Below are 19652 nucleotides of genomic sequence, written 5' to 3' on the forward strand. Positions count from 1 at the left end.
GTTGCCGAGTAACGTCGGTGACGCCTCCAAACGGGGGTGCCTCTCATCAACAAAAAGCATCGGAGCAATCGTGTCCATTCAGCAGGGAAAGACGAGCATGTGGGTGAAATCCTCGTACTCGGCCGGAAACGGCGCTTGCGTGGAAATCGCCTCCCCGGTCGCCAGCGAGATCGCCGTGCGCGATTCCAAGGACCCCCAGGGACCGACGCTCAGCTTCGCCCCCGCATCGTGGTCGGCCTTTGTGTCCGACGTCAGCCGTGGCGCCTTCGACCTCGGCTGATTGACCTGACACCCGGCCGCGGCAGCGCGGTCGGCGGCGCAGGGCCGCAAGCCTGTAACCGAGCCCTCTCGACCGGTCGCCGTCCCTGCCGAGAGGGCTCCAGGCGTTTCCGGGGCATTCCCGCGTCGCCGCTTCAGCGGAGTTCCGCCACGTATTGGTCCGTACCGGGAATCGTCGGAATGAACGGCGCCATGAATTCCACCCGGCCGAGTCCGGCATCGGCCACCTCGGCGTCGAGGCCGGTGAAACAGCGCTCCCAGCATTCCCGGGGATCGGACTGGAGGAACCAGAGCAGGGTCAGCCGGGTGTCGACCCCCTCGACCTGCTTCACATACGCCATCCGGTCCGAGGGCAGCGGGGTCGGCCGGAAGACCGTGACCATCGCGGCGGGCGAGCCCGCGAGCCGGCGCGGCAGATGTCTGGACCGGAGCCAGGTGAGCAGTTCCTCCCGCTGCTCCGGGCCCTCGGTCTCGATCACCTCCAGCGCCAGCCCGGCATAGGGGTGGTCCAGCGCGTGGTGATCGCGCGGACCGGCCGCCCCGTCCCGGTAGACGGTGGCCTCGTGGTCCTGGAAGGCGGTGAAGACATGCGTACGGTCCTGGTAGACCCGCCCGTCCCGGAGCAGCCGTTTGTTGATCCCGACCGTCCACCGCATATGGTCCGCGTAGCGCCCCTCGGTGAGCCAGTAGACGGAGAGGTAGCAGCCGGCGGTGACCGGCCGGGCGATCGCCGACTTCTCCGGATAGCGCAGCAGTTGCAGTTCACGGGTGGCGACCCAGCGGCGGCCCGCGTAGATCCACGGCATGGCCATGGCGCCCGCGATGAAGTGGTCGTCCTCGTACCAGCGGTTGTAGGCGTACTCATGGCCCGGGTGCGGCTCGACCATCGTGATCAGGGCATGCCCCGGGCGCACTCCGTACGGGCCGACGGAGGCCAGTTCCGCGTACGCGTCGCTTGTCATGCCCCCCAGGTTTAGCTGACGCGACGTCAGTTGGGGAGGGGCCTGTCCGTATCAAGTGCGCGGAATCGGACGGCGTTCGCACGGCCGGGAGTGGCCTTCCGCCGGAGCCCGACCGCTGCCGCGCTCTGGCCATCTGCGCGCCGCACCCCTAATCTGACGCGACGCCAGGTACGGGAGGTGCCGCCATGCCACTGGAGGACAGGACCGTCGTCGTCTCCGGGGTCGGACCCGGGCTGGGGGCCCGGGTGGTGGCCGCGTGCGTCCGGGACGGGGCGCGGGTGGTGATGGGGGCGCGGACCGAGGAGCGGCTGCCGAAGGTGGCGGAGGAGGTCGATCCGGGCGGTGAGCGCACCGCCTGGCGGCCGACCGATATCGCGGACGAGGAGCAGTGCGAGGCCCTCGCCGCGCTCGCCCTGGACCGCTTCGGCCGGATCGACGCCGTCGTCCATGTGGCCGCGCTGGACAGCCACTTCGGCGGGCTGGAGGACGCCGACTTCATGTCCTGGGCCCAGGTGGTGGACATCAATCTCTTCGGGACGCTGCGGATGACCCGCGCCTGTCTGCCCGCGCTCAAACGGAACGGCGGCTCGGTGGTGCTGATCGGCACCCAGTCGTCGTCCGCCGCCCCCACCAAGGTGCGCCAGACCGCGTACGCCGCCTCCAAGGGCGCGCTGACCTCCACCATGTACGCGCTGGCGCGCGAGCTGGGTCCGCACCGGATACGGGTCAACACCGTGCAGCCCGGCTGGATGTGGGGGCCGCCGGTGCGCGCGTATGTGGCCTTCACGGCACAGACCGAAGGGGTGAGCGAGGCCGAGGTGCTGGCCCGGCTCACGGATGGGATGGCCCTGCCCGAGCTGGCGACGGACGGGGATGTGGCGGAGGCCGCGGTGTTCCTGGCCTCCGACCGGGCCCGGGCGATCACCGGACAGTCGCTGCTGGTGAACGCCGGTGAACTGATGCGTTAGCGCGACTCCTGTCCGGCCTTTCGGGATCCCGCTCCCGTACGACCCATCGTTCGGTGGGCGTGCGTCTGACGAAGTGCCCGATCATCGTGGGTTCACGAACAGGCGAACGACAACGCCCCGTCAGGTCAAGAAAGAGTAAATTCGTTCTTCTCTCTGATCTGTGTTCACACTCGTGACCCGTAGAACCCTTGACCGGTCACCCGAACGAGCGGTTCAATCCCGGAAGTACCCCGCTCCCGCTCGGGGGAACCGCCCATGACGAACGTCGCGGCGAAGTGCGCTCCCGTTCATATGGCGGACCCCCTTGGAGGGGACATGAACAGTCTCGACTGGGTTGTACTGATCGGCTACTTCGGTGTCATGGTCGGCATCGGCCTCTGGTCGCACAAGCGCGTGGACAACGTCAGCGACTTCTTCACGGCCGGCGGCAAGATGCCCTGGTGGCTGTCCGGAATCTCGCACCACATGTCCGGCTACAGCGCGGTGATGTTCACGGGATACGCGGCCATCGCCTATCAATACGGCATCACTTCCTATGTCACCTGGTCCTTCCCGATCGCCATCGGCATCGCGATCGGCGCCAACCTCTTCGCTCCGCGCCTCAACCGGGTGCGCAGCAGGCTGAAGGTGGCCTCACCGCTCGAATACCTGAAGAACCGCTACAACCTCCCCACCCAGCAGGCGCTGGCCTGGTCCGGGGTGCTGTTGAAGATCGTCGACGTGGGCGCCAAGTGGGCGGCCATCGCCACCCTGTTGTCCATCTTCACCGGCGTCTCGCTCAACCAGGGCATCCTGATCACGGGCGTGGTCACCGCCATCTACTGCACGGTGGGCGGGCTGTGGGCCGACGCGCTGACCGAACTCGGCCAGTTCATCATCCAGTTCATCGCGGGCATCGCGATGCTGATCGCGGTGCTCAATGAGCTGGACGGCTTCTCGACCTTCTGGACCGTCTGGGACGACCTGCCCAGCAGCCACCACGAGCCCACCGTCGGCCCGTACACCTTGATCTTCCTGCTCGCCTACCTCTTCATCAAGACCTTCGAGTACAACGGCGGCATGTGGAACCAGGCGCAGCGCTATATGGCGACCGACAGCGCCCACTCAGCCAAGCGCTCGGCCCGCCTTTCGGCCATCCTGTGGTTCGTCTGGCCGCTGGTCCTGTTCTTCCCCATGTGGGTCGCGCCTCTGATCATCAAGACGGACAAGCCCGCCGACTCCTACGCCGAGATGGCCGAGCATCTGCTGCCGCACGGTCTGCTGGGGCTGGTGATCGTCGGCTTCTTCTCGCACACCATGGCGATGTGCTCCTCGGACGCCAACGCGATCGCGGCGGTGGTGACGCGGGACATCATGCCCGCGATCTTCAAGTCCGTCCGGGAATGGTCCTCCCGCACCGGGCTGCTCGCGGCCCGCTACACCACCCTGCTGTTCCTGGCCCTGTCCATGGGCATCGCCACCCAGGTCAACTCGGACTTCTTCGGCGACATCATCACCGTGGTGATCAAGTGGGTGGCCGGGCTGATGGGGCCGATCGCGATCCCGCTGATGCTGGGCATGCTGCGCGCCTTCCGCAAGTCGGGGCCGACGGCGGCGCTGGTGAGCTGGGCCATGGGTCTGATCGCCTTCTACCTGGTCAACTACCCGATCAACGACGCGATCGACGGAGGCGTGAACCTGGAGTACCAGATCTCCGTCCCGCTCGCGGTCTCGCTCGTGCTCTTCATCGTCATCGGCTACATCAAGCCGGAGGACACCCCGGAGCGCGATGCCATCCTCGCCTCGCTCAACTCGGATGACGACGGGCCGGGTTCGGCGAGTGCCGCACTGTCGGAGCCCGAGCAGGGCGCGACCGGCCAGAAGTCGGTCGCGGGCGCCACGGACTGACGCCCTCCGCACGGCGGCCACGATCCGGGCCGCCGGTCACCACCCATCGCGGGGTGACCGGCGGCCCGGTTCCGTCTACGGGTTCGCGCCGGTCGTCAGATCGCACTGCATGAGGTGGGTGTCGATCCAGCGCCCGTGCTTACGGCCGACACCGGCCAGCTTGCCCGCCGGGGTGAAGCCGAAGCGCCGGTGCAGGGCGGCCGAGGCGTCGCTGCCGGAGTCGGCGATGACCGCGACGACCTGCCGTACGCCGGCCTCGGCGCAGCGGGTGAGCAGGGCACCGAGCAGTGCGGCCCCCAGCCCCGCGCCGGTCCGGCCGGGGGCGAGGTAGATGGTGTTCTCGGCGGTGCGGCGGTAGGCGGGCTTGGGGCGCCAGGGCCCGGCGTAGGCGTATCCGGCGACCGTACGGCCGGTGTCTCCAGGGGCCTCGGCGACCTCGGCGACCAGGAACGGCAGGCCCCGGTCGGTCAGGTCCGCCAGCCGCCGCGCCCAGTCGTCGACGGTGGGCGGGACCTCCTCGAAGGTGACGACGGTCTCGGTGACGTAGTGGCTGAAGATCGCGGCGATGGCGCCCAGGTCGGCGTGGGTGGCGTCACGTATGACGGCGGTGGAGGCAGGCACCGGCCCACCTTACGGCCAACGGCCCTGGAGGGGAGCGGCCGCCTCACGGTCGGCCCGGCCCCGGCGGCGGGGCAGAAGCGGAATGCGGTGTGGGAGCGGTGCTCGGGAGATCCATGCTGTCCAGGCAACCTCTCCTCCACCTGGCGTCCACATCCGGAACGTACGATGGGCGGCCGTCCGAGCCGACCGCCATCGATCGCACCACCCTCGGGCCCGACTCGCCGCCCCGAGCGAGCCGCGGTCCCCAGGGACCTCTGGAGCCCCCGTGACCGCCATACAGACGATCACCGACTCCCGGATCCACCGGGCCCGCGCCTTCGTACTGCGCCGGCCGGTGCTGTGTGCGGCGCTCTTCTGCCTGCTCTCCTTCACCGGGTTCTGGATCGCACAGCGGGCCGCCGAGGTGACGATGGTCGATCTGCTGGTCTATCGCGCCGAGGGATGGACCGTACGCAATGCCCAGGATCTGTATGACATGCGGGCGACTCAGCACAATCTTCCCAATACCTATCCCCCGTTCGCGGCGCTGATCTTCACTCCGCTCACCGTGCTGGGCACGGGCGTCCTGCGGACCTTCGGGACCGCCGTCAACCTCGGCCTGATGGTCGCGGTGGCCCATCTGTCGCTGCGGCTGATCGATCTGCCCGTCCGGGTGCCGCGACCGGCCGCCGTCCTGGCCCTGGCCGCCGTGGCGGTGTGGTGTGAGCCGGTGTGGACGACCCTGCGCTACGGGCAGATCAATCTGCTGATCACGGCGCTGGTGCTATGGGATCTGACCCGCCGGGCGGGCCACCGCTGGGCCGGGGCCGGGACCGGCATCGCCACCGGGATCAAGCTGACCCCGGGGCTCTTCGTGGTCTTCCTGGGGCTCGCCGGACTCTGCCTCGGCCTCCGTCGGCTGCGGGCGGCCGGGGTGGACCGGAGTCGGGCCGAGCCCGGCGGCGGGCTGCCCCGGCGCCGCTTCCTCAACGACCATCTGCGGCGTGCGGCCGTCGCCACCGCCGCCTTCGCCCTTACGGTCGCGTTCTCGGCCCTGGCGCTGCCGCATGACTCCCGGCGCTTCTGGACCGAGGTCCTCTTCGCGACCGACCGCCCCGGCGATGTCGAGGGCGCGGGCAACCAGAACCTCAAGGGCGCCCTCGCCCGCATCCTGCACACCCCCGACCCGGGCATGTGGTGGCTCATGGCGGCCGCGGTGGTGGGCTGTGCGGGCCTGGCCACGGCGGTCGCCGCCCAGCTCGCCGACGACGGCCAACTGCCGAACGCCCGCGCCTGGGCCGCCCTGACCTGCGCCGTGACCGCCCTGATGGTCAGCCCGATCTCCTGGTCGCACCACTGGGTGTGGGCCGTCCCGATGGTCCTGCTGCTCGCGGTGGAGGCGGTGCGGCGGCGCGCGGCGCGCTGGACGGCCTGGACGGTGGTGACCGGGCTGCTGTTCTGCTCCTTCATGGTCTGGTACGCGCCCCACAGCAGGCCGACCCGGGTGGAACTCCACCAGAACCCCGCCCAGATGCTCCTCACCGCCGTCTACCCGCTGATCGGCATCGCCTTCCTGGCCGTGGCCGGGTATCTGACCCTGCGCGCCGTAAGGCGCCCATGGAAGGGGAGCGGGACCGTACGGCCGCAGTCGGCCACCGCCGGTATGGATGCGGCGCGGCGGCGGCCGGAGCGGACCTACGCGCGCGGGTAGCGGGTGAGCCAGGCCGGGGAGGAGCTGCCCGGGCCGTGCAGCGCGGGGCCCTGGGTCATCTCCATGGCGAAGTCGTCGGCCAGCTCCAGGATCGTGCCGCGCCCCTCGACCTCCGCCAGCCAGGCGGGCGGCAGCGCCGTCTCGCCGTGCAGCGCGCCCAGCAGATTGCCGCAGATGGCCGCCGTGGAGTCGCTGTCCCCGCCGTGGTTGACCGCGAGCAGCAGCCCGTGGCGGACGTCCTCGGCGACCAGCGCGCAGTACAGGCCCATCGCCAGGGCCTCCTCACCGGTCCAGCCCTGGCCCAGGGACGCGACGCGCTCGGGGGTCGGCAGGCCCTGCCGTACGGCGCCCAGCGCGTACCGCAGCGCGTTGGTGGTCTCCTCGTGGCCGGGGCGGGTGGCCAGATGGGCGAGGGCGCGCTGGACGGCTCCGTCCAGCGCCTCGCCGCGTGCGAGGCCGTGCACGATGAGGGCGAAGGCACCGGCCGCGAGATAGCCGGTGGGGTGGCCGTGGGTCTGCGCCGCGCATTCGATGGCCAGTTGGAAGACCAACTGCGGCTCCCAGCCCACCAGCAGTCCGAAGGGGGCGGAGCGCATCACGGCGCCGCATCCCTTGGAGTCGGGGTTCTTGGGCGCCTCCAGGGTGCCCATGGTGTCGTCGGCGAGCGCGGTGATACAGGCCCGGCCCGGGGAGCGCTGGGCGTACAGCCACTCCTCGCGGGCCAGCCAGCCGGCGTCCTTACGGCGCTCATCGGGGCCCCAGTCGCGCTGAGTGGAGTACCAGCGGCGGTGTGCGGAGTGGATGTCGGTGGGCGGATGCCAGGCCCCCGTGTCGCGGCGCACCTGCGCCCGTATCAGCCCGTCCACCGTGAACAGGGTCATCTGGGTGTCGTCGGTGATCCGTCCGCGACCGCCATAGGCGGGCAGGAAGTCCGTCACGCCCTCGGCTCCGTGCGCCGCCCTGATCTCGTCCAGCGAGGCGAACTCGACGGCCGCCCCCAGCGCGTCCCCGATGGCCCCGCCGAGCAGACAGCCGCGCACCCGGCTGCGGAAGTCCTGCTGTTCGGCGCGGCCCCATACGCCGGTCGCTGCGCTGGCGGTTGCGGTCACGACCTATGCCTCTTTTCTTCGCTGCGTGAATGGCCCTGAACTGTCTTTGAACTGTAATGGACACCGAATGATCGCCTCTTGGCCGCCGAGGATTGTGAAGGCGTCATCACCGAGAAGACGACGGATGGACGCATTCCGAAAATGCGAATTCCCTCACCGAATGTCGTATGCGCTCCGAGCCGTTATCCGAGCGCCGCCGGTCCGGGCTCCACGCCCGTGCGAAGCGCGGTGAGCGGCGCGCGGAGGGTGGCGGGCAGGGCGGGATCCGCCCCGGGTATCGGGGCGAGCTCGTCCAGGGCGAGCACGGCGTCGTCGACAACCTGCCAGTACGGCCGGGTGGCGGTCAGCTCCGCCACGAGACGCTCCGCCCCGGCCCCGTCCCCGAGGGCGGCCCTGCTGATGATCGGGGCGGCCACCCGGGCCGGTGCGTCCCATTGGCCGCCGTGCTCCTCCAGGAGCGCTTCGAAAGCGGCCCACGGCCCGCGCGCCTCGACGAGACCGGCCGTGCCGCTCACCAGGATCGCGTGCTCGAGGGCGAGGTCGAGGTCCTGGTCCTGGTCCTCCAGGGCCGCCGCCCGTGCGATGTCCGCGGCGGCCTCGGCGTACCGGCCAGCCCGGGGGTGGCAACTGGCCCTCGCCTCCAGCGCCTGCACGTAGTCGGGGTCGAGCCCGAGCGCCCGGTCCAGATCGGCCAGGGCGGCCTTCGCGTCCCGCCGGTAAGGCGGAGGGCGACCTCGATCGCCTGCTCGTCGGCCATGCACTCGGCCGTCAGCAGATGCCGGGCCCCCGCCTCCGTGAACGGGATCAGGAGCAGGTCCACGACGAGGTCGGCTTGGTCGGCCCAGCAGCGCGGGGCGAGCGTGCACTGCCCCCGCGAAGGTCACCACCGCGTTGGCCGCGAGCGAGCGTGGCGGCCCTCAAACATCACCAGGATTCCCGGAGGATGCCCCATCCAGGCCGGGGAGGAATCGGTCTCCCGCATAGCGGAACAGGAGAAGACGGATCGCCGCTGGGCGATCGGGCGCCCACCACGGGAGAGCTGAGGGCAACCTCCAGTAGGTGAAGGACCCCGGAGTTGAGGGGCCGCCGGTCCGCAGCGGCTTGGTCGGTCACCCGTTCGGGTGGGCCTGCCGCGATGCGGCGTGAGAGGCAAACGATGACGCTACGTTGGCGACATGATGACGCCAAGTGAAGCCGACGAGGCCGGGCACGCCCGGTACACGTACCGGCTTCGCGTGTCGTCGACCGCCCGTGGGGCGCTGCTGGCGGAATGGGACCGGTGCCGGTGGATCTGGAACGAATGCGTCGCCAAGTCCAAGGCCACCCACCTGCACAACAAGACCACGGGCGGGAAGCGGACCTGTGGCCCGGCGCAGCTCGACAGGATGCTGACCGAGGCGCGCGAGCGTACGCCGTGGCTGCGTGCGGGTTCCAGTGTTCCGCAGCAGCAGTTGATCCGGGACTTCGGCAGGTCTCGCGCCAAGGCGCACAAGGACATCCGGGAACGTCTGCCTCAGCGGCAGCGGGCCGGTATGCCGAAGTGGAAGAAGAAGCGCGAAGCCCTGCCGACGCTGAACCACACCCGGCGCGGGTTCCGACTGAAGAGCGGACGCCTGCCTCTGGCGGGCGGGATCGTGCTGACGGTGGTGTGGTCGCAGGACCTGCCCGCCGAACCCTCCTCGGTGCGCGTGTACCAGGACAGCATCGGGCACTGGTACTGCTCGTTCGTGGTCCCCGTAAAGGTGCGGCCGCTGCCGGACACCGGCCGCAAATGGGCCAAGAAGGTGGTGACCGACCACGATGCCATCGCCGTCGAGGACTTCAGGCCCAAGTTCCTGGCCAGGTCCTCGATGGCGCGCAAGGCGGCCGACGCCGCGATCGGCGCCACGAAGAAGGCACTGATCCAGATGGGCCGCAAGCACGGGCGGAACATCCGTCTGGTGCATCCCGCGCACACCACCATGGACTGCGCATCGTGCGGAGCGAGAACCAAGCACGCACTACCGCTGTCCGAGCGCACCTACACCTGCACCGCATGCGGAGCCGTCTCCCCCGGAGACAAGAACTCCGCCCGCGTGATGCTCCACCGGGCAGGTCTGAACCCGGCTGGTGCCGAGGGCGCAAGACCACCGGGAGCGCAGCTCCCGAAGGCAGCCTGAGCCAGAAATCCCCATCAGCCCTGAAGGGAGGAATCCCTCTTCAGGGAGGGGAGCAGTCAACGACTCGTCCACGGAGGCGGTGAGCGCCCGGTGTTTGCGCGCGGTGTTCTCCAACTGCCGCAGCAGCGTCGTCTTGCCCACCCCGGCGTCACCGCGCACATGGAAGAGGAAGTGGTGCGCGGCGTCCTCGGGCGGCACCGCGAAGTTCTCCCGGAACGCGGCCAGCTCCTGCCGGCGCCCCACGAACCGGCGCCGCTGCCGGATCAGCTCCCGAATCGTCGGACGCCGCGCTGCCATGGGTGCCCCTTCCCCCGCTTCCCATGGCAGCGCATCCGCGCGGCGCGCCCCCGAACCCTGAGTCGGACTCGGTCCGGCCGGGAGCCGGGCTCAGTCCCCCAGCACCGGGAGCAGCTCCGGCAGATGGCCGTCCGAGGCGAGGGCCGCGGCCTGGCGGTCCTCGGGGACGGGGCCGTAGGTGGTGGTGCGCGGGCGGGCCGGGCGGCCGGTCAGCTCGGCGATGGCCACCAGGTCCTGGATGGAGCGGTAGGAGCCGTAGGAGGAGCCCGCCATACGGGAGATGGTCTCCTCCATAAGGGTGCCGCCCAGGTCATTGGCGCCGGAGCGGAGCATCTCGGCGGCGCCCTCCGCGCCCAGCTTCACCCAGCTTGTCTGGATGTTGGGGATATGGGGGTGGAGCAGGATCCGCGCCATGGCCGTGACGGCGCGGTTGTCGCGGCTGGTGGGGCCGGGGCGGGCGATACCGGCGAGGTAGACGGGGGCGTTGGTGTGGATGAAGGGGAGGGTGACGAATTCGGTGAAGCCGCCCGTCTCCTGCTGGATCTCGGCGAGCAGCCGCAGATGGGCCAGCCAGTGGCGGGGCTGGTCCACATGGCCGTACATCATCGTGGACGAGGACCGCACCCCCAGCTCATGGGCCGTCTTGACGACCTCGACCCAGGTGGCCGTCGGCAGCTTGCCCTTGGTGAGGACCCAGCGCACCTCGTCGTCGAGGATCTCGGCCGCCGTGCCGGGGATGGTGTCCAGGCCCGCCTCGCGCGCCGCCGTCAGCCATTCGCGGATGGACATCCCGGTGCGGGTCGCCCCGTTGACGACCTCCATCGGGGAGAAGGCGTGGACATGCATCCCGGGGACGCGCTCCTTGACGGCGCGGGCGATGTCGAAGTACGCGGTGCCGGGCAGATCGGGGTGGATGCCGCCCTGCATGCAGACCTCCACCGCGCCCACGTCCCACGCCTGCTGGGCGCGGTCGGCGACCTGGTCCAGGGAGAGGGTGTAGGCGTCGGCGTCCGTACGACGCTGGGCGAAGGCGCAGAAGCGGCAGCCGGTGTAGCAGACATTGGTGAAGTTGATGTTCCGGGTGACGATATAGGTGACGTCGTCGCCGACCGCCGCCCGGCGCAGATCGTCGGCGATGCGGCACAGGGCGTCGAGCGCCGGGCCGTCGGCGTGGAACAGGGCCAGCGCCTCGGGGTCGGTCAGCTTGGTCGGATCGTCGGCGGCCCGGGCCAGCGCGGACTTGATGTCGCCGTCGATACGGGAGGGGACCATCCCGGGGGCCGCGGCCTCGCGCAGCGCCTCCCAGTCGCCGTAGACCTCGTCGAAGTCCTTACGGCGGTCACCGGTGCGGCCCTCGGTGTCGATGGTGTGGTGCAGATCGGTGCGGCCAAAGGCGCTGAACGCCTCCTCCGGCTCCTGCCAGGGCAGCCCGGCGGGGATCGCGTCCTCGCGGGCCAGGCCGGTCCCGGGGTCGGCGAGGGCGGTCACATGCGGCAGCAGCCGGGGGTCCAGCCAGGGCTCGCCGCGCTGGATGTACTCGGGGTAGACCGCGAGCCGTTCGCGCAGGCTGAACCCGGCGGCGGCGGAGCGCTCGGCCAGCTCGTCCACCTGGGGCCAGGGGCGCTCGGGGTTGACATGGTCCGGGGTGAGCGGGGAGACGCCGCCCCAGTCGTCGATACCGGCGCCGATGAGCTGCTCGTACTCCGCGTCGACCAGATTGGGCGGGGCCTGGATGCAGGCGGACGGGCCCAGGATGTGACGGGCGACGGCGACGGTGGCGACCAGGTCGTCCAGCTCCGCGTCCGGCATCCCCCGCATCGCGGTGTCCGGTTTGGCGCGGAAGTTCTGGATGATGACTTCCTGGATGCCGTGGTACGAGCGGGAGACGCGGCGCAGCGCGAACAGCGACTCCGCCCGCTCCTCCGGCGTCTCGCCGATCCCGATCAGCAGCCCACTGGTGAACGGGACGGAGCTGCGCCCGGCATCCTCCAGAACGCGCAGCCTTACCGCCGGCTCCTTGTCGGGCGAGCCGTAGTGGGGGCCGCCGGGCTCGCTCCACAGCCGCTCGGCGGTGGTCTCCAGCATCATGCCCATGGAGGGGGCCACCGGCTTGAGCCGCTGGAAGTCGGTCCAGGTCATCGCGCCGGGGTTGAGGTGGGGCAGGAGACCGGTCTCCTCCAGGATGCGGATCGCCATCGCCCGTACGTACGCGATGGTGTCGTCGTACCCCTCGGCCTCCAGCCATTCACGCGCCTCGGGCCAGCGGTCCTCGGGGCGGTCGCCGAGCGTGATCAGCGCTTCCTTACAGCCCATTTCGGCGCCCCGGCGGGCGATGGCGAGGACCTCGTCGGGCGACATGAACATCCCGTGGCCCGCGCGGCGCAGCTTGCCGGGCACGGTCGCGAACGTGCAGTAGTGACACTTGTCCCGGCACAGCCGGGTGAGCGGGATGAAGACGCTGCGCGAGTAGGTGATGACCCCGGGGCGGCCGGCCGCCTCCAGGCCCGCGTCGCGGACCCGGGCGGCGGAGGCCATCAGATCCTTCAGATCGTCACCGCGCGCCTGGAGCAGCACCGCCGCCTCGGCGGTGTCCAGCGCCACGCCGTCGCGGGCGCGCTTGAGCGCACGGCGCATCGCGTTGGCTGTGGGGGCGGCGGAGCCAGTCGGGGCAGCCGGTTCGTTTCCCTGCGCGCTCGTGGTCATCCTCCGAGCATACGAGCGGTGTGTGACACCGCCAGACGGGCCGGGCCTGCGGTTTTGTGGGTCTGATCACGGCTGCCGCGGGCCGTGGGCGGGAATAGGACACCGTGAAACGTGCGGGCTACCCGCGGCGGGTGCCGACGGCCGCCGCCCGGACGGGACTTGGCGCGCTGCGGACCGTCGCGCGAGCGGGACGGGGTGGGTGCGGAGGGGCGTACGTTCCCTCGTCGCCATGGAGTTATCCACAGGGCTTTCCGCGCGTGTCACCCACGCGTACAACGGTGTCACGCGGGTGTCGGACGGCACTCTCGACTCTGGGGGGTCCCTCATGCAGCGACGCGATGTACTCAGGCTCTCCGCGCTTGCGGGCGCGGCGGGTGTGCTGACACTCGATCCCATGACCTTCACCCAGGCCGAGGCGGCGGGCCCGGCCGACGACCATGAGCAGACGAAGACCCTCGGCGGCCATCTGCCCACCGGCGCGCCGGACTTCGTCCATGTGCCCGTCGAGGTGCCGCGCGGGGTCCGCGAGATCGCCGTGTCGTATACGTACGACAAGCCGACCGTCCCGGCCGGCACGCAGGGGAACGCCTGCGATATCGGCATCTTCGACGAGCGCGGCACGGAGCTGGGCGGGCGCGGCTTCCGCGGCTGGTCCGGCGGGGCCCGTACGGAGTTCGCCATCAGCGCCGAGAAGGCGACGCCCGGCTATCTGGCGGGGCCGGTGAAGGCGGGCACCTGGCATGTCGTGCTGGGGCCGTACACGGTCGCCCCCCAGGGCCTGGACTACACGGTCACCGTCACGCTGCGGTACGGCGCGCCCGGCACCACCCCCAAGCCGGTCTACCCGCCGCAGCGGGCGAAGGGCCGGGGCCGCGCCTGGTACCGGGGCGACTCACATCTGCACACCGTGCACTCCGACGGCAAGCGCACCCCGGCCGAGCTGGTCGCCGCCGCCCGTGCCGCGGGGCTGGACTTCATCACCACCACCGAGCACAACACCACCTCGGCGCATGCCGCGTTCGAGGGTCTGTGGGGCGATGACCTGCTGATCCTCACCGGTGAGGAGATCACCACCCGTAACGGCCATGTGGTCGCCCTCGGCACCGACCCGGGCACCTTCATCGACTGGCGCTACCGCGCCCGGGACAACCGGTTCGGCCAGTTCGCCCGCAAGGTCCGGCAGGCCGGCGGCCTGGTGATCCCGGCCCATCCGCACGGCACCTGTGTCGGCTGCAACTGGAAGTTCGGCTTCAACGATGCCGACGCGGTCGAGGTGTGGAACGCGGACTTCACCCCGGACGACGAGGTCACCATCTCCGAATGGGACAACACCCTGGTCGCCGCCTCCCGGGGCGAGGGCCGCTGGCTGCCCGCCGTCGGCCACAGCGACGCCCACCGCGAGCCCCAGGTCGTGGGCCTGCCGCAGACGGTGGTGCTCGCCGACGACCTGTCCCGCACCGCCCTCCAGGAGGGCATCCGGGCCGGGCGGAGCTGGATCGCCGAGTCCTCGAAGATCGACCTCACCTTCGAGGCGGTCGGCGGGCGCGGTAAGCACGCCGGTATCGGCGAGCGGCTGAAGGTCGGCGGCGCGGAGGAGGTGACGGTCCGGCTGAAGGTCTCCGGCGTGGGCCCGGGCTGCTCGGTGCGGTTCATCACCGACCAGGGCCAGCTCTACGGCACGGCGGTCCCCGACTCCGGGACGCTCACGGCCGAATGGCGTACGACGGCGTCCTACGCGGCGTATGTGCGCGCCGAGGTGCGCCACGCCCCGGCGGACGGCGGGGCATCGGGGATACCGGGCCCGATGGCGGCGATGACGAACCCGATCTGGCTCGGCGACCACTGACGGCTTCGGTCAGCGCGGGCGGCTTCGGCGGGCACTGACAGCTTCGGCGGCCGGTGACGGGCTTCCCGGCCGCCGGAGCCGTCCCGGCACCCGGCGCGGCCGCACCGTCCGCCCGCCGCTCTCTCAGCGGTAGTAGCAGCCGCTGTCGAGGTCCTCGGCGAGGGTGCGGCCGCCGGGTGCCCAGCCGAGCAGCGCACGGGTGGCGTCACTGCTCGCGGCCATGTCCGCTCCGTAGAACTTGCTCAGCCAGCCGAAGTGCTCACCGGCGCCGTCGGCCGGAACGGAGACGACGGGCAGGCCGAGCCCGCGCCCGATGGCCCCGGCGATGTCGCGGGTCGGGATGCCGGTCTCGGCCGTGGCGTGCAGGATGGTGCCGGCCGGGGCCCGCTTGTCGAGGGCGAGTTGCACGACGCGTCCGGCGTCACCGCGGTGGATGGCCGCCCAGCGGTTGCTCCCGTCCTCGATATAGGCCGAGACGCCCTTGGCGCGTGCCGCCGCCACCAGCCAGGTCACGAATCCCCAGTCACCATCGCCGTGCACGGTGGGGGCGAAGCGCACGATGACCGTGTTGACGCCCTGCTCCACGAACTCCAGCGCGAGGTTCTCGCCGCCGCCGCGCAATGAATCGATGCCGTGGAACGGGGACCGGTCCCGCTCCGTCGCCACGCGGCCGGTGGTGAGGGAGGCCAGACCGGCGGCGAGGATGAACGGCCGGTGAGAGCCCGCGAGGGTCTCGCCGATGGTCCGTACGGCGCCGCGCTCGGCCCGGTCGCTCACCGCCGGGTTGGCGAAGTCGTGCTTGTTGGCGAGGTGGACGACGGCATCGGCGGCGTCGGCGCCGGAGCGGATGCCGTCGAGGTCGTCGAGGTCGCCGCGGAGCGCCCGGGCGCCCTTGGCCTCGAGCGCGGCGGCGGAGTCGTCCGAGCGGGCGAGGCCGGTGACCTCGTGCCCGGCGTCGAGCATGTGGTCGACCACGGCCGAGCCGATCCACCCGGTCGCTCCGGTGATGAATACCTGCATGTCAATGCTCTTTCGGAGAGGTCCGCGACGGCCTGCCGCGGACGGATCGTGCCCACGGCCCGAGCGGGCCGCCGGCGGTCTTGGGGGTCGGCCGGTGATCTCCCACCGGCCGACGGCCCGGTCCCCCGGCTCAGAGGCGGCAGCTCAGCTCCATGCCGTCCTCGATGGGGAAGGTGACGTTCTGGTAGCCGTTCGCCGGGTCGCGTACGTAGTCGAGATACGACCGCAGGAGGCCCTCGCCCTGGTCGACGTCGTCGGCCACGACGAGTGCGCCGGGCCGCAGCCGCGGTTCGAGCATCCGCAGCACGGGCAGGCACAGGTCCTTCCAGCCGTCGAGCAGGACCAGCTCCAGCGGGCCCTCGAGGTCGGCGAGGGTCTCCCGGGCGTCCCCCTCCAGCACGGTGATCACGTCGTCCAGCCCGGTCTCGGCGAAGGTGCGGCGGGCCGCGGCGATCTTCTCCTTGCTCATCTCCGTGGTGATGACGCGCCCGGTGCCGTTGTCCCGTACGGCGGCGGCCAGATGGAGCGTGGAGATCCCGTAGGACATGCCGAACTCGACCACCGTGGCCGGGCGGATGGCGCGGACCAGGTTGTAGAGCAGCTTCCCGCCCTCGGCGGAGATCGGCATATAGATCCCGGCCGCGGCGTCGGCGAGCTCCTGCGGGGCCAGCGATTCCTGTGCGCCGGGCGGCAGCTCCGCCTGGGCGGTCTCGTCCTGCTCGGCCAGCGCGAACATCCGGCTGAGGGCGGTCTCGACCCGGGGGTCGGCAAGCGTGTGAGTGACTGTCATGAGTTTTAGAGTAGACGCGACGTTGCGTCTTGTCTAGAAGAGATGGCGCCAGGGAGGGTGGATATCCTGAGATCTCGGGGAGGCGAGAGATGGCACGCGCGACACAGACCGCCGGGACGAGCGGCACCGCCCGACCGGCAGCACGCCACCACGGCAACCGCCACGGGCGCAGTGAACAGGCCCGGCTGGCGGTGCTGAACGCGGCGGACGACCTGCTGGCCGAAAAGGGCTTCGCGGGCGTCACCGTGGAGGGGATCGCCGCCCGGGCCGGGGTCGCCAAGCAGACGATCTACCGCTGGTGGAGCACCAAGACCGACATCCTCATGGACGCCTTCCTCCAGGATGTGGCCGAGGACCTGCCCGTGCGCGACCGCGGTGATCTCGCCCTGGATCTGCGCAGCTATCTGGGCGACCTGGCCGGGTTCCTCGGCGCGTCCGACTCCGGCGCCGTCTTCAAGGCCCTGGTCGCCCAGGCGCGGCACGATCCGGCGTTCGCCGGGGACTTCCGGTCCCGGTACCTCGACGACCAGCGCCGCCGCGACCGCCTCCCCCTGGAACGGGCCATGGAGCGCGGCGAGTTGCCGCCCGGCCTGGACCTGACCGCCGAGACCGACCAGCTCATCGGCCCCCTCTACTACCGCGTGCTGGTGACCGACGAACCCGTCGGCCAGGACTTCACCGACCGGCTCGTGGACGCCTTCCTCCACCGCCACGGCCTGACACCACCGGCGAACGACTAACCCACGTCAGCCGATAGGCCGCGCCGCGCGGACCCGGCGGCCGCCGTCGACCACCAGGTCCGCGCCGGTGATCCAGGACGCCTCGTCCGAGACCAGCCAGCGGACCGCGCGCGCCACGTCCTCCGGTTCGCCGATCCGGGCCAGCGGGAGCGCCGCGGCGATCTCCCGCTCGCCGGGCTCCCAGACGAAGCGGGCCATCTCGGTGCGGACCAGCCCCGGGGAGACGGCGTTGACACGGACGGCCGGGCCCAGTTCGGCGGCGAGCTGGCGGGTGAGGCGGAGGAGGGCGGTCTTGGCGGTGCCGTAGGCGCCGATGCCCGGGCCGACGCCGTGGGTGCCCTCGGTGCAGATGTTGACGACCGCGCCCCCGTGGTCGCGCATCCAGGCCCGCCAGGCCGCCTGGGTCAGCCGCAGCGGGGCCTCCACATTGACCGTGAAGGCCAGGCGCCAGGCGAGCGGGTCCACCGTCATCAGCGGACCGAGCGGGGCGTTGGTGGCGGCGTTGTTGACCAGGATGTCGAGGCGGCCGAACTCCGCGAGGGTGCGGGCCACCGCCGCCTCCAGATGCGCCGGGTCCGCCACGTCCCCGGGGCAGCCGATGGCGCGCGGGCCGAGGCGGCGTACGGCCTCGGCCAGCTCCTTCGGGTCCCGCGCCGTGAGGCACACCGCCGCGCCGTCCGCCGTCAGCGCCTTCGCCACCGCCAGCCCGATACCGCGTGAGGCGCCCGTGATCAGGGCCGCGCGTGCCATCGGCTCAGCCCCTCGTGCTCACCGTCTCCGTGTCCCGGCCCGACCGCAGCACCCGTCCCGGCACCGCGCCGGTGATCTCGTCGTCCCGGATGGTCTCGGTGCCGCCCACCCGGACGCTCACGATCCCCATCGCCCGGGAGTCCAGCCGGGGGCTGTCGCCCGGCAGGTCGTGCACCAGCCGCGCCTGGCCCGCGTCGATCCGCTCGGGGTCGAAGAGGACCAGGTCGGCGTGGTAGCCCTCGGCGATCCGGCCGCGTTCGCGCAGCCCGAGCAGCCGCGCCGGATCGTCCGTCAGCATCCGTACCGCCCGCTCCAGGCCGACCAGTTTCCGGCCGCGCAGACAGTCGCCGATGAAGCGGGTGGTGTACGGGGCGCCGCACATCCGGTCCAGATGGGCCCCGGCGTCCGAGCCGCCGAGCATGACGTCCTCGTGTTCCCAGGTCCGCTTGCGCAGCTCCCAGCTCGCCGGGTCGTTGTCGGTCGGCATGGGCCACAGCACCGTGCGCATCTCGTCGGCGGCGCAGATCTCCACCAGTGCGGCGAAGTCCTCCTGGCCGCGCTCGGCGGCGATATCGCGGACGACCCGGCCGGTCAGCCCGGCGTTGGCCGCGCTGTAGGTGTCGCCGATGACGTACCGCCCGAAGTGGGTGAGCCGGCGGAAGACCCCGGCCTCGGGGCTGCTCGCGCGGCGCAGCATCTCCGCCCGTACGTCCGGGTCGCGGAGCTTGGCGATCCGCTCCGGGATCGGCAGCCCCAGGATGTCGCCCCAGCCCGGGATGAGGTTGAGCGCGCAGAAGGTGCCGAGCGACATGTTCATGGGGGTGAGGATCGGCATGGTGAGCGCGACGATCCTGCCGCCCGCCTTACGGGCCCGTTCGCCGGCCTGGAGCTGGCGCGGCACCCGCTCGGGGACGGCCGCGTCGATGGTCAGCACGTTCCAGTTGAGCGGGCGGCCGGCGGCCGCGCTCATCTCCACCAGCAGATCGATCTCCTCATCGGCGAACTGGTCGAGACAGCCCGCCACGATCGCCTCGATCTGCGTCCCCTCGTGTTCGCCGACGGCCCGGGAGAGCGCCAGAAGCTCCTCGGGCCCGGCGTGACGGGAGGCGACCGGCTGTCCGTCCCCGTCCGAGTGGGTCGAGGACTGGGTGGTGGACAGCCCCCACGCCCCCGCGTCCATCGCGTCGTGGAAGAGCCGCAGCATCTCCTCCAGTTGCGCGGGCGTGGGCTGTCCGCCGATCGCGTCCTCGCCCATCACATGGCGGCGCAGCGCGCAGTGCCCCACCATGAAGCCCGCGTTGACGGCGATCCGGCCCTCCAGGGCGTCCAGGTATTCGCCGAAGCCGTGCCAGTTCCAGGGCGCGCCCTGCTCCAGCGCCACCAGCGACATGCCCTCGACCCGGCTCATCATCCGCCGGGTGTAGTCGGCGTCGCCGGGCCGGTCGGGGTTGAGCGGGGCGAGGGTGAAACCGCAGTTGCCCCCCGCCACGGTGGTCACGCCGTGGTTCATGGAGGGGGTGGCGTACGGATCCCAGAAAAGCTGGGCATCGTAGTGGGTGTGCGGGTCGACGAACCCGGGCGCGAGGACGAGCCCGGTGGCGTCCTCGGCGGACCGCGCCGGTTCGGTGACGCCCCCGGGCCCGGCGATGGCCACGATCCGGCCGTCCCGGATGCCGACATCGGCGACGTAGGAGGGCGCGCCGGTGCCGTCCGCCACGGTGGCGCCCTTGATCAGGTGGTCGAGCACGAGTGGATCCCTTCTCGCGTCTGCGGCCGCTGGGGCTCTGCTCTCGCGCCCGCGGCTACTCGGCCTCGGCTCTCGCCTCCGCGG

16 protein-coding genes and 1 pseudogene are annotated in these 19652 nt (G+C 71.3%); 7 read left to right on the forward strand and 10 right to left on the reverse strand.

Going from position 1 to position 19652, the window contains the following annotated elements:
• Positions 1 to 70: 70 nt before the first annotated feature.
• On the forward strand, positions 71 to 280 hold the full coding sequence (locus ACK1X7_RS22300; protein WP_014054302.1) for a DUF397 domain-containing protein: 210 nt from the start codon (positions 71 to 73) through the stop codon (positions 278 to 280).
• Positions 281 to 413: 133 nt separating this feature from the next.
• Here ACK1X7_RS22300 and ACK1X7_RS22305 read toward each other — a convergent pair whose 3' ends face one another.
• Positions 414 to 1241 carry a hypothetical protein gene (locus tag ACK1X7_RS22305; protein WP_385146870.1) on the reverse strand — a complete coding sequence of 276 codons (828 nt, stop codon included), beginning with the start codon at positions 1239 to 1241 and terminating at the stop codon, positions 414 to 416.
• 185 nt (positions 1242 to 1426) lie between these two features.
• Here ACK1X7_RS22305 and ACK1X7_RS22310 point away from each other — a divergent pair, with 185 nt between their 5' ends.
• On the forward strand, positions 1427 to 2209 hold the full coding sequence (locus tag ACK1X7_RS22310; RefSeq protein ID WP_385146873.1) for an SDR family oxidoreductase: 783 nt from the start codon (positions 1427 to 1429) through the stop codon (positions 2207 to 2209).
• A gap of 315 nt (positions 2210 to 2524) precedes the next feature.
• Positions 2525 to 4096 carry a sodium:solute symporter family protein gene (locus ACK1X7_RS22315; RefSeq protein ID WP_385146876.1) on the forward strand — a complete coding sequence of 524 codons (1572 nt, stop codon included), beginning with the start codon at positions 2525 to 2527 and terminating at the stop codon, positions 4094 to 4096.
• A 75-nt stretch (positions 4097 to 4171) separates the two neighbouring features.
• Here the strand turns inward: ACK1X7_RS22315 and ACK1X7_RS22320 are convergent, their stop codons facing one another.
• On the reverse strand, positions 4172 to 4717 hold the full coding sequence (locus tag ACK1X7_RS22320) for a GNAT family N-acetyltransferase (RefSeq protein WP_385146879.1): 546 nt from the start codon (positions 4715 to 4717) through the stop codon (positions 4172 to 4174).
• A 265-nt stretch (positions 4718 to 4982) separates the two neighbouring features.
• Between ACK1X7_RS22320 and ACK1X7_RS22325 the strand changes: the two genes are divergently transcribed.
• Positions 4983 to 6407 carry a glycosyltransferase 87 family protein gene (locus ACK1X7_RS22325; protein ID WP_413115561.1) on the forward strand — a complete coding sequence of 475 codons (1425 nt, stop codon included), beginning with the start codon at positions 4983 to 4985 and terminating at the stop codon, positions 6405 to 6407.
• Here the strand turns inward: ACK1X7_RS22325 and ACK1X7_RS22330 are convergent.
• On the reverse strand, positions 6392 to 7516 hold the full coding sequence (locus ACK1X7_RS22330; RefSeq protein ID WP_385146885.1) for an ADP-ribosylglycohydrolase family protein: 1125 nt from the start codon (positions 7514 to 7516) through the stop codon (positions 6392 to 6394). The genes ACK1X7_RS22325 and ACK1X7_RS22330 overlap by 16 nt on opposite strands.
• Before the next feature lie 182 nt (positions 7517 to 7698).
• Entirely contained in the window at positions 7699 to 8277 is a 579-nt protein-coding gene (locus ACK1X7_RS22335) for a hypothetical protein (RefSeq protein WP_413115562.1), read from the reverse strand.
• A gap of 414 nt (positions 8278 to 8691) precedes the next feature.
• Here ACK1X7_RS22335 and ACK1X7_RS22340 point away from each other — a divergent pair, with 414 nt between their 5' ends.
• A complete protein-coding gene (locus ACK1X7_RS22340; RefSeq protein ID WP_390795254.1) occupies positions 8692 to 9675 on the forward strand; it encodes an RNA-guided endonuclease InsQ/TnpB family protein in 984 nt (327 codons plus the stop codon).
• Between the two features lie 81 nt (positions 9676 to 9756).
• Here ACK1X7_RS22340 and ACK1X7_RS22345 read toward each other — a convergent pair.
• Positions 9757 to 9972 (reverse strand): annotated as a pseudogene (locus ACK1X7_RS22345) (AAA family ATPase); the annotation flags it as partial.
• 90 nt (positions 9973 to 10062) lie between these two features.
• Positions 10063 to 12675, reverse strand: coding sequence for a bifunctional FO biosynthesis protein CofGH (locus ACK1X7_RS22350; protein WP_390795255.1), 2613 nt, complete (start codon positions 12673 to 12675; stop codon positions 10063 to 10065).
• A gap of 325 nt (positions 12676 to 13000) precedes the next feature.
• On the opposite strand from ACK1X7_RS22350, the gene ACK1X7_RS22355 reads away from it, so the two are divergent.
• Entirely contained in the window at positions 13001 to 14521 is a 1521-nt protein-coding gene (locus tag ACK1X7_RS22355) for a CehA/McbA family metallohydrolase (RefSeq protein WP_385146896.1), read from the forward strand.
• Between the two features lie 123 nt (positions 14522 to 14644).
• Here ACK1X7_RS22355 and ACK1X7_RS22360 read toward each other — a convergent pair whose 3' ends face one another.
• Both ACK1X7_RS22360 and ACK1X7_RS22365 read right to left on the reverse strand, forming a co-directional pair.
• Positions 14645 to 15541, reverse strand: coding sequence for an SDR family oxidoreductase (locus ACK1X7_RS22360; RefSeq protein WP_385146899.1), 897 nt, complete (start codon positions 15539 to 15541; stop codon positions 14645 to 14647).
• A 130-nt stretch (positions 15542 to 15671) separates the two neighbouring features.
• Complete coding sequence (locus ACK1X7_RS22365; RefSeq protein WP_216344738.1) at positions 15672 to 16331, reverse strand: O-methyltransferase; 660 nt, start codon at positions 16329 to 16331, stop codon at positions 15672 to 15674.
• A gap of 89 nt (positions 16332 to 16420) precedes the next feature.
• On the opposite strand from ACK1X7_RS22365, the gene ACK1X7_RS22370 reads away from it, so the two are divergent.
• The gene (locus ACK1X7_RS22370) at positions 16421 to 17071 is read left to right on the forward strand and encodes a TetR/AcrR family transcriptional regulator (protein WP_398159739.1); all 651 of its coding nucleotides are present in this window, start codon (positions 16421 to 16423) and stop codon (positions 17069 to 17071) included.
• A 6-nt stretch (positions 17072 to 17077) separates the two neighbouring features.
• Here ACK1X7_RS22370 and ACK1X7_RS22375 read toward each other — a convergent pair whose 3' ends face one another.
• Both ACK1X7_RS22375 and ACK1X7_RS22380 read right to left on the reverse strand, forming a co-directional pair.
• Entirely contained in the window at positions 17078 to 17821 is a 744-nt protein-coding gene (locus ACK1X7_RS22375; RefSeq protein ID WP_413115563.1) for an SDR family oxidoreductase, read from the reverse strand.
• Positions 17822 to 17825: 4 nt separating this feature from the next.
• Positions 17826 to 19568 (reverse strand): N-acyl-D-amino-acid deacylase family protein, encoded by a 1743-nt coding sequence (locus ACK1X7_RS22380; protein WP_385139081.1) that lies wholly within the window; start codon positions 19566 to 19568, stop codon positions 17826 to 17828.
• Positions 19569 to 19652 lie beyond the last annotated feature (84 nt).

The sequence above is a fragment of the Streptomyces sp. CY-1 genome, assembly GCF_047218265.1.
In the GTDB taxonomy this organism is placed as follows: domain Bacteria; phylum Actinomycetota; class Actinomycetes; order Streptomycetales; family Streptomycetaceae; genus Streptomyces; species Streptomyces niphimycinicus.